The organism is Asticcacaulis sp., from assembly GCF_020217185.1.
Taxonomy (GTDB): Bacteria; Pseudomonadota; Alphaproteobacteria; order Caulobacterales; family Caulobacteraceae; genus Asticcacaulis.
On the sequence record NZ_JAIWNX010000189.1, the window covers coordinates 1 to 10,000 of the forward strand.

Consider the following 10,000-nt stretch of genomic DNA (forward strand, 5'->3'; position numbering starts at 1 on the left):
CCGATGGCGGCACGGTGGAAACCTGCGGCAATGCCTTGCGTTGCGTGAGCTGGTATCTTGACCGCGACGCCCCCGGTGCGGACCTTCGCATTGACACCCTGGGCGGGGCGACGACAGCGAAGGTGCTGGAGCGCGACGCAAAAACCGGTATGGCCAGCGTCGATATGGGCGCGCCGCGACTCGACTGGACGCAGATTCCTTTGTCGGAAGAGATGAACACCGAACGGCTGGAGCTTCAGGTCGGGCCGATCGACGCGCCGCTTTATCACACGCCATGCGCCGTCTCGATGGGTAATCCGCACGTGGTCTTCTTTGTTGAAGACGTGGCGGCGGTCGATGTCGAACGCACGGGCAGCCTGATCGAAAACCATCCCTTATTTCCGGAAGGGGTGAATGTTGAGTTTGCGCAGGTCATCGACCGCAACACCATCCGTATGCGGGTGTGGGAACGCGGGGCCGGTATCACCAGGGCCTGCGGCACCGGCGCGTGCGCCACGCTGGTCGCCTGCGCGCGACGCGGCCTGAGCGACCGCCACGCCACGGTCATTATGGATGGCGGCCCGCTGCACATCCTGTGGCGGCAAGCGGATGATCACGTCATCATGACGGGCCCGGTCGAGGTCGAGTTCGAAGGCCAGCTCAATGGCTGATGGTCATACTCACCCTCACGAAGAGGTTCCCGCCGAACCACCCGCCACACCCACGGGCCTGACATCGGGCGTCGAGGTGGTGACCTTTGGCTGCCGCCTCAATTCCTATGAGTCCGAGCAGATTCGCAAGGTCGCCGCCGAAGACGGGCTCGATGGAGCCATTATCTTCAACACCTGCGCCGTGACGGGTGAGGCCGTGCGTCAGGCGCGTCAGGCCATCCGGCGTGCGCGCAAGGAAAACCCGGACGCGCGCCTGATCGTGACTGGCTGCGCGGCGCAGACCGACCCTGACACCTTCGCCACTATGGGTGAGGTCGATTTCATCATCGGCAATGGTGACAAGGCCAAGGCCGGCGCCTATGCGCTGCGGCCCGACTCGGCGCGCATTGCGGTCAACGACATCTTTTCGGTGCGTGAAACCGCCGGTCACCTGATCGACGGTCTGAAGGACCGCGCCCGCGCCTATGTCGAGGTGCAAAACGGCTGCGATCACCGCTGCACCTTCTGCATCATCCCCTATGGGCGCGGCAATTCGCGCTCAGCGGCGGCGGGTGATGTGGTGGGTCAGATTTCTCGGCTGGTCGCCGAAGGCTATAATGAGGTGGTGCTGACGGGTGTCGATCTGACCTCCTGGGGCAATGACCTGCCGGGTCAGCCGCAACTGGGGCATCTGGTGGCACGTATCCTCAAACATGTGCCGGACCTTAATCGTCTGCGTCTGTCGTCTATTGATGCGGCGGAAATCGACGACACCCTGCTGCGACTGTTCGCCGAAGAAGAACGGCTGGCCCCTTATCTGCACCTGTCCTTGCAGCACGGCGACGACCTGATACTCAAGCGCATGAAGCGTCGTCACCTGCGCGATGACGCCATCAAACTTGTGCAGCAGGTGCGCGCGTTGCGCCCGGATGTGGCCTTCGGGGCCGATATGATTGCGGGCTTCCCGACCGAAAGCGAAGCGCATTTCGCCAATTCGCTGGCGCTGGTCGATGAGTGCGATCTGGCCTTCCTGCACGTCTTCCCCTACAGCCCGCGCCCGCAGACCCCGGCGGCGAAAATTCCGCAACTGCCGCGCGCCCTGATCAAGGAGCGTGCCGCCCGCCTGCGTGCCAAGGCGGCGGAGGCCCTGACGCGACACCTCGATAAACAGGTGGGGCGTGAGGTGTCGGCGGTCATAGAAAAGCCCGGCTTTGCCCGCGCAGCGGACTTTACCGAGGTGCTATTCGAGGGAGATGCGCCAGAGAAAGTAAAGGTCGGGGGTATTGCCTCTTTGCGGATTACCGGCCATGACGGAAAACGCGCGCGGGCTGTGCTGATATAGCCCCTCACCCCGACCCTCTCCCGCCACCGGGCGAGGGGGAGATACTGATGACCGAGAAAAAACCCGGCTGGTTTTCGCGCCTGACGCAGGGCCTGTCGAAGACCTCTCAGCAACTGACCGAGCAGGTGGCGAGCGTCTTCGTCGCCAACAAGACGCTTGACGCCGCCGCCGTCGAGGCGCTGGAGGACATGCTGATCGAAAGCGATTTCGGTCCGCATATCGCCGCCTCTATCGCTGGCAAGATGGCCGCCAAAAAGTTCGCTTCGACCGACGACCACGCCGTCAAGGAGGCCTTGGCCGAAGCCATTGCCGAGGAACTGAAAGGTCGCGAAGACAGTTTCGACCCGCTGTCGGGCCCCAAGCCCTATATCGTGCTGTTTGTCGGGGTGAACGGATCGGGCAAGACGACGACACTGGGCAAGATCGCCGCCTCCCTGACGGCCAAGGGCGCGAAGGTGCTGATCGTGGCGGGCGACACCTTCCGCGCCGCCGCCGTCGAGCAGCTCAAGGTATGGGCCGAACGCGCCAAGGCCGACTTTATGGGTCGCAAGACCGGGGCCGATGCGGCGGGTCTGGCCTATGACGCCACGGTGCGCGCCAAAGAAGAGGGCTATGATGTCGTGCTGATCGACACGGCCGGCCGTCTTCAGAACAAGCAGCAACTGATGGACGAGCTGTTGAAGATCGTCCGCGTCATCAAGAAGGTCGATCCGGACGCCCCGCACGAGACGCTTCTGGTGCTCGATGCCACGGTCGGCCGCAATGCCCTCAGTCAGGAACAGATTTTCGGGCGCCAGGCCTTTGTGTCGGGCCTTGTCATGACCAAGCTGGACGGCACGGCGCGCGGCGGCATCCTTGTCCCCATCGCCAAGGCCTCTGACGCGCCCATCAAGCTGATCGGGGTGGGTGAAGATATCGATGACCTGCAACCGTTCCGCGCCAGCGCCTTCGCCCGCTCGATGGTCGGGCTTGAACCCCTCGGAGAGTAAAATGCCAGCCCCCAAGCCCGAACCGCGCATCGAAATCACCGAGGCTCAGGCCGAGGCCCTGCCCGAAGCCATCGTGCCTGACGCCCCGGAACCGGCGGCGACCAACTGGACCAAGACGGCCATCGACTTCGGGCCCGTTATCGGGTTCGGCCTCAGCTTCTTTATCTTCCGTGCGCTGAAGGTCGGTGGCACGGACGCTACCGCGCCGATGATCTGGGCGACGGGTGTGCTGATCGTTATTTCCATCGTGGCTCTGATCGCGGCCTATATTATCGAAAAGCGCGTGGCGTGGATTCCATTGGTGGCGACGTTGTTTGCCATTCCGATGGGACTGATGACCATCTTCTTCCACGACCCTGTCTTCATCAAGGTCAAGGTGACAGTGATCAACCTGCTGATCGGCGGGATTCTGGCGATCGCTGCCCTGATGAAAAAGTACCCGCTCAAGAGCCTGATCAGCGAAACGCTGAAGCTCAAGGAAGAGGCGTGGCCCAAGCTGACCTGGCTCTATGTCGGCTTTTATGCCGTGATGGCCGTGGCCAATGAGATCGTCTGGCGCACGCAGTCGGACAGTGTGTGGGTGACGTGGAAGATGGCGTCGCTGTTTGGTGGACCCATTGTCTTTACACTGATCCTGACCCCCTTCCTGATGAAGAACATGCTGCCGGAAACGAACCCGTCCGCCTCCTGAATACACTCCGTCAGTATGCGGATGGATTTGTCGTAATTCTGTTGTATAGTGATGCTTAGATAGCGTCGTTCAGCATGGGGACGGCGCATGAAGAAGCATAAGCGTAATCATTTCGAGGGTTCGGACTTGCTGGAAAATTCGCCGTCGCATCTTCTGCATCGGGTGCTGCAAATCGCCCTTGACATCTATACCGAAGAAACCGGCGACAGCGCCCTGACGCAGCGGCAATACGCCCTGCTTCTGGCGGCGGACACGGCGGAAGGTCTGACCCAGACCGATCTGGTCAAGGCCACCGGTATCGACCGTTCTACGCTTGCCGACATGGTGGCGCGACTGATCGCCAAGGGGCTTCTGGCGCGTGAACGCTCGGTGACCGATGCCCGCGCTAATCTGGTGCGTCTGTCCGACGAAGGGCGCGCCGCTCTCAACGAGATCCGCCCCAAGGTCGAGGCCGCAGATGAGCGCATCCTGTCCCTGTTGTCGCCGCCCAAGCGCGACAGCTTCCTCAAGCTGCTGCGCCGTATCGCCGCCGTCCGCGAAGAGGATGTTGAAGACGCGCCGCGCAAGGTGAAGGGCGAGAAGAAGGCCGACAAGAAGAAGAAAGGCAAGAAGGCCGGCAAAAAGCACAAGGCGCCTCTGCCCTTTCCTGCGCTGAACGAAGGCATTGCCACGGAAAAGCAGGACGCCTGATCTTACCTCCCCGGCGCGCCGGGGAGGGGGACCGCGCGAGCCGTAGGCGAGGTGCGGTGGTGGGGGCTTCAGAAACCCCGATTTCATAATTTGTACTAAATCCGGATATTCAGCAAGCTGCCCGGACGCAGCATCCGCAGGTCTTCGGGCTTGGTGCCCTGAGCGATCTCGGTGGCCTTGAAGGTGGCGGGCGTAACGCCGGCCGGTTTCGGTGCGGGCTGATCGACGGACGCCGCCTGACCTGTGGCCTGACGGAAAAAGGCCTTCTGTGCAGATAAAGCGTCATTGAAACGCGCAGCGGTATCGGTCGCCGGTTTCTGGGCCGCGGCCGGGGTGGCGGCGCGACCAAGAAGCATCTGGGACAGGGAAGGCGGTATCGTGCTCATACCGCCTTTATGCTGTGATTCAGGTATTTAAATGGTTAACGCGGGTTAAGTCTTTAAACTTTCAACTTGGGGCGCACCCGGCTTAGGCCGCCATCCACGCCCAGCACCTGCCCGGTGATCCAGTCGTTTTGCGGGTCGAGCAGGAAGGCGATGGCGCGGGCGACGTCTTCGGGTTTCCCCAGTCGCCCCAGAGCGTGCATGGACTCAGACACGCGGCGACCGGCGTCTGATCCGACCAGCCCCGCCGTCAGCGGCGTTTCGACCAGACCGGGCGCAATGGCATTGATGCGCAGATTTTGTCCCGCATAGGAGGCGGCGGCTGAGCGCGTCAGGCCAATGACTCCGGCCTTGGCGGCGGCAATGGCTTCATGATTGGCCAGCCCTTCCAGAGCGGCGGCTGACGACAGCAACACCACCGAACCGCCTTCGGTCATGTGCCGGGCGGCGGCGCGCACCGTGGCAAAGGCCGTGGTGAGTGAGGCGGTGATGGTGGCATCATACTGGCTGCGGCTGGTCAGGCCTGCAGATTTCAGCAGCAGCGACCCGGCCAGATTGACCACCCCGTCCACCTTGCCCACTTTTGCGAACACGGCGTCCACGGCGTCGAAATCCGCCGCGTCCACGATATGATCGGGGGTAATCGTGCGGTCGCTGCGGGCGGTGGTGATCACCTCATGCCCGCCCTGTCGCAGATGTTGTACAAGGCTTTGTCCGATGCCGGACCCTGCTGCAATAATCAGATAACGCGCCATAGCCGAACTCCTGTTTCCGCCTTCTACGGCGGACAGGCGGCCTCAGACCAGTCGCTTGCGCAGCGCCGCAGAGGTCAGGTCGATAAGCACCACGGCGGCGACGATAATCAGGGCGATGGCCGACACGCGGGCGTAGTTGAAGCTGTTGATATTGTCGAACAGCACCTGCCCGATCCCGCCAGCCCCGATCAGGCCCAGCACCGTGGCCGAGCGGGCGCTCGATTCGAAGCGATAGAGGGCAAACGATGTCCATAACGGTCCGACCTGCGGCAGGATGCCCCAGACGATTTCCTGAAGCCCCGTGCCGCCGGTGGCACGGACCCCTTCGATAGGTGACTGATCGACGGCCTCGACCGCCTCGGAGAACAGCTTGGCCAGTACGCCGGTATTGTGCAGGGCCAGAGCCAGCACCCCGGCCAGAGGCCCCGGCCCGACGGCCACCAGAAAGGCCGTGCCGATGACCAGTTCGTTGACCGCCCGCAGCGTGTCCATCAAGCGTCGCACCGGAAAGCTGATCCACGACGGCGCGATATTGGTGGCGCACAAAAGTGAGAAGGGAATCGCCAGAAGGATCGACAGCACGGTGCCCCAGATGGCGACCTGCACCGTGACCCACATTTCGCGGATATAGTAGGCGACGGTCGAGGGATCAGACAAATCCGGATGCAGATAGTCGCGCAGATAGGTGCTGGTATTGTCCCAGTTACGCCCCAGCAAGGGCAGGTCACCCATCTGCGCGCCCTTGAAACTGAGCGCCAGCAACAGGCCAAAGCCCAGCCACAACCCCCAACTCACAAGCTTTTCGGGCAGGGGGGCGCGCGGCGGCTGAAGCGCTTCGGGCGAAGAGGGATGAACCATTATTGCGCGTCGGGTCGTGCGCCGGGCACGGAGTCGGGCAGGGCCTGCGGGGCAGCCTGACGCGCAGCCGCTTCGCGCGAAATGGCTTTCAGCTCGGCCTCGGCCTTGCGGATGGCGGCCGCATCCCCGGCGTTTTGCGCCTTGATCAGCGCTTCGGCGGCTTCCATTTCGCGCACGGGCAAAAGGTGGGTATCGTCCGCCGGTTTGAACACGCCAAAGATCAGATTGTTCAGTATCTTGAGCTGACGCTGGCCTTCAGCGTCAGTGCCGGTGCCGTAGGACAGGAAGAAGGAGCGTATCTTCTCCTTGGTCGCCGGATCGAGGTCCTTGCGATAGATGATCGGGTCTTCCGGCAGGGTGGGGGATGTCCAGATAATCTTGATCTGTTTCAGTTTTTCCGGAGAGACCTGCGCCATGCGCTCCAGCGAGGCATTGTTGTTGGTGGCCGCGTCAATCATGCCATTGGCCACGGCCTGGAAATTGGCCTCGTGGCTGCCCGTGCGCACCGTCTTGAAGCACTTGGCCGGATCGACCTTGTGCGGCAGGAAAAAGTAGGTCATCGGTGCCAGCGTACCGGAGGTCGATTTAACATCGCCCAGACCAAAGGTGCGTTTACCATCGCATTTCAGCAGGTCTTCGGCGGTCAGCGGGGAATCGGCGCGCGCAATGATGACGCTCTGATAGCCATCGACGCCGGACGGGTCAGACGAGCGCGCAAACACCTCGCCATCGGCGCGGCGCACGGCCTCAAGCCCGGAGGCGTTGGAAAACCAGCCGACCTGCACCTGATTGAAGCGCATCGCCTCGATCAGCGCCGTGTAGTTGGAGCCGAAGAAGGGCTTCACCTTAAGCCCGGTCTGCTTTTCCATGTCGGCCAGAAACGGCCGCCACAGGGGCTCCTGATTCTGCGCGTTTTCGGTGGACAGGATGGAGAAGCTGATTTCCGTCCGCGGACCTTTGGTCTGATCGACCTTACCGCAGCCCGAGGTCAGGAAGGGCAGGGCCAGGGCCGAAGCCGACAAACCTCTCAGCATAGCCTTGCGCGACAGGGTCATGACGGGTCTCTCCAATAGGCCTGCTCGATCTCAGGGCCATAGATTTCGCTCAGGCGGTCCGCGCTCAGGCCGTCGGCGGGACCGTCATATACGATCTTGCCGTCCTTGAGGGCCAGAATACGGTCGCAATATTTCATAGCATAGTCCACCTGATGCAAGGTGACGATGACGCCAACGCCACGGTCTTCGTGAAGATGCACCAGAAGCTCCATCACCTTGCGCGCCGTCACCGGGTCCAGCGAGGCGACGGGCTCATCGGCCAGAAGGAGGCGCGCATCCTGCACAATGGCGCGGGCAATCGCGCCGCGCTGTTGCTGACCGCCAGAGAGGGTCCTGGCGCGCTGCGACGCCTTGTCGGCTATGCCCACAGTGTCAAGCGCCTGCATGACGCGCTGCTTTTCTTCGGCCGTCCACAGGCCGAACAGGCCACGCACGGGCGGAATGCGCCCCAGAAGCCCCAAGGCCGCATTGGTAAACAGGCTGAGCCGTCCGACCAGATTGAACGACTGCGCCACCATGCCGAGATCGGCGCGCGCCGCCCGCACCTCAGCCCCCAGGCGGCCATCAACCTGCACCGTGCGGCCCATAACCGTGACGGGACCGGAGCCTTCGTCGCCGACGATCAGGCCGGACAGGCTGCGCAGCAGGGTGGACTTGCCCGACCCCGACGGGCCGATCAGGCCGATGCGCTGTGGGCGATCCATGATGAAGGAGACATTGTCCAGCGCCTTGAAGCGACGCGCCGGTGCCGCACCCTGCGCCTTGAGCGCAAAGCTTTTCGACAGCGACTGAACGTCAACAAGGCTCGGCATATGCGCTCACGGGGCAACCCCGTCCCCCCCTGCGCCGACACCAGAACGCAGTGCGGCGTTAACAAAGATGAACGCCGGAGTCTTGCCGAAGTTTGAGCGCTTTGGCAACCATCGCCTTTCCGCAAAGGTCAATTGGCCGCACGGGCGCGCAGACGCGACAGCAGGGTCTCAGCCGTGCGGATGTCATATTCGGACTGAATGGACCGATAGACCTCAAGCGCGCCTTCGACGGCTTCGATCCCGCGCGACAGAGGCTGACGATCCCCCGTTTTCTCGAACAGGCTCTCGCACAGGATACCCAGATTTTCCTGCGTCATGGCCCAGTCGATGGGGAAGTCTTTACGGGTATAGACCTCCAGCGCCTGACGATAGGCAGCTTCGGCCTCGGTCAGGGCGTCGATCCCGTCCTGTCCGTCGCGTCGCGCCCCGAGGGTTTGCAAGACATTGCCGAGATTGTTCTGCGTCATGGCCCATTGAATGGGGAAGTCAGCGCGGTTACGGACCTCCAGCGCCTGACGATAGGCGGCTTCGGCCCCCGTGAGGGCATCAAGCCCGTCCTGACCGCCGCGGCGCTCGCCGAGGTTTTGCAGGACATTGCCGAGATTGTTCTGCGTCATGGCCCATTGGATGGGGAAGTCTTTGCGGGTACGGACCTCCAGCGCCTGGCGATAGGCGGCTTTGGCGTCGGTGAGGGCATCAATCCCGTCCTGTCCGGCGCGACGCTCCCCGAGGGTTTGCAGGACGACACCGAGATTGTTCTGCGTCATGGCCCAGTCGATGGGGAAGTCTTTGCGGGTACGGACCTCCAGCGCCTGACGATAGGCGGCTTCGGCGTCGGTGAGGGCGTCGATGCCGGCCTGCCCGTCGCGTCGCACTCCGAGGATTCGCAGGACAATGCCCAGAAGGTTTTGCGTGCTTGCCCATTCTGAAGCGGCGGCCTCTCTGGGGATCAGGGGCAGCAAGGTCTCCGTTAAAAACGAAGCCGCCTGATCGAGGGCCGTGCCGCCAAAAATGCGCCCCTGATCTTCGAGCGCGCTGGCCGCGCTGTAACCATAACCTATAGCGACATCAGGCTGATGCGGTTTGGCGGCCTCGAATGCCTCCAGATAATGGCGGGCGGCGTCTTCGTAACGGGCGCGGCTGAGGTTGATCTGTCCCATCTGCGCCCGGGTTTGCGCCCGGCGTAAGGCGGCGTCGCGTTCGGTTGCGGCGTCGATCTGACTCAGCCGTTCGAGCAGGGCTTCGGCCTTATCCGACTGACCTTTATTCAGCGCCTCGGCGGCCTGCTGACGCAGCCTGTCGACTTCGGGTGGCTCGTTTGTTTTGCGCGACAGTTCGGCAATCAGGGCCTTATCCCCGGCGATGCCGCTTTTCAGGGCCTCATACCACTGATCCCTCGGCAGGTCCTGCGCGGCGAAGCTTTCCAGAAGGTTGCGAACCTGTTCATCGGAGACGGCGGATTGCAGCAGGGCGTCGTTTTTCTCCTTGAGCATGGCCAGCACCTGCGCGATATCCGCGCTCTGCCGATCCGCCTTTTCGTGCAAAAGGCGCTGGCTTTCTGCGTGCGCGCGGTCATTGGCCAGGAGCCGCAGGGGGTCGTTTTGCGCCCTGACCAGGGCCAGCACCTGCGCGATATCCGCGCTGTGCTGATCCGCCTTTTCGTGCAAAAGGCGCTGGCTTTCCGCCTGTGCACGGTCATTGGCCAGAAGCCGCTCAAAGCACCTTTGGAACAGTTGCGGATGCGCCTTTTGTTCTTCGATGGCGAAGCCGACCGCCGCGCTCAGTATCTTATGGGA

At 62.7% G+C, this 10,000-nt stretch carries 11 protein-coding genes; 5 read left to right on the forward strand and 6 right to left on the reverse strand.

Annotation, left to right across the window (positions count from 1 at the left end; genetic code table 11):
• The 5 genes from dapF to LDL37_RS09350 all read left to right on the forward strand — a co-directional run.
• Window positions 1-650 (forward strand): diaminopimelate epimerase (gene dapF, locus LDL37_RS09330; protein WP_290797165.1); only part of this gene is annotated, 650 nt, incomplete at its 5' end.
• Window positions 643-1,971 carry a tRNA (N(6)-L-threonylcarbamoyladenosine(37)-C(2))-methylthiotransferase MtaB gene (mtaB, locus tag LDL37_RS09335; protein ID WP_290797168.1) on the forward strand — a complete coding sequence of 443 codons (1,329 nt, stop codon included), beginning with the start codon at window positions 643-645 and terminating at the stop codon, window positions 1,969-1,971. The genes dapF and mtaB, both read left to right, overlap by 8 nt.
• 47 nt (window positions 1,972-2,018) lie before the next feature.
• Window positions 2,019-2,960 (forward strand): signal recognition particle-docking protein FtsY, encoded by a 942-nt coding sequence (gene ftsY, locus LDL37_RS09340; protein WP_290797171.1) that lies wholly within the window; start codon window positions 2,019-2,021, stop codon window positions 2,958-2,960.
• Between the two features lies 1 nt (window position 2,961).
• The gene (locus tag LDL37_RS09345) at window positions 2,962-3,651 is read left to right on the forward strand and encodes a septation protein IspZ (protein WP_290797176.1); all 690 of its coding nucleotides are present in this window, start codon (window positions 2,962-2,964) and stop codon (window positions 3,649-3,651) included.
• An 87-nt stretch (window positions 3,652-3,738) separates the two neighbouring features.
• Window positions 3,739-4,341 carry a MarR family transcriptional regulator gene (locus LDL37_RS09350; protein WP_290797179.1) on the forward strand — a complete coding sequence of 201 codons (603 nt, stop codon included), beginning with the start codon at window positions 3,739-3,741 and terminating at the stop codon, window positions 4,339-4,341.
• Between the two features lie 95 nt (window positions 4,342-4,436).
• Here LDL37_RS09350 and LDL37_RS09355 read toward each other — a convergent pair whose 3' ends face one another.
• From LDL37_RS09355 to LDL37_RS09380, 6 genes are all read right to left on the reverse strand, one after another.
• Window positions 4,437-4,727, reverse strand: a complete 291-nt coding sequence (locus LDL37_RS09355; protein WP_290797182.1) for a hypothetical protein — start codon at window positions 4,725-4,727, stop codon at window positions 4,437-4,439.
• Between the two features lie 53 nt (window positions 4,728-4,780).
• Window positions 4,781-5,479, reverse strand: coding sequence for an SDR family NAD(P)-dependent oxidoreductase (locus tag LDL37_RS09360; RefSeq protein WP_290797184.1), 699 nt, complete (start codon window positions 5,477-5,479; stop codon window positions 4,781-4,783).
• 42 nt (window positions 5,480-5,521) lie between these two features.
• The gene (gene phnE, locus LDL37_RS09365) at window positions 5,522-6,337 is read right to left on the reverse strand and encodes a phosphonate ABC transporter, permease protein PhnE (RefSeq protein WP_290797187.1); all 816 of its coding nucleotides are present in this window, start codon (window positions 6,335-6,337) and stop codon (window positions 5,522-5,524) included.
• Window positions 6,337-7,392 carry a phosphate/phosphite/phosphonate ABC transporter substrate-binding protein gene (phnD, locus tag LDL37_RS09370; protein WP_290797190.1) on the reverse strand — a complete coding sequence of 352 codons (1,056 nt, stop codon included), beginning with the start codon at window positions 7,390-7,392 and terminating at the stop codon, window positions 6,337-6,339. Before phnD ends, phnE begins: the two co-directional genes overlap by 1 nt.
• Entirely contained in the window at window positions 7,389-8,204 is an 816-nt protein-coding gene (locus tag LDL37_RS09375) for a phosphonate ABC transporter ATP-binding protein (protein WP_290797193.1), read from the reverse strand. The genes phnD and LDL37_RS09375 overlap by 4 nt, the downstream gene beginning before the upstream one ends.
• Window positions 8,205-8,332: 128 nt before the next feature.
• Window positions 8,333-10,000 (reverse strand): tetratricopeptide repeat protein (locus LDL37_RS09380; protein ID WP_290797195.1); only part of this gene is annotated, 1,668 nt, incomplete at its 5' end.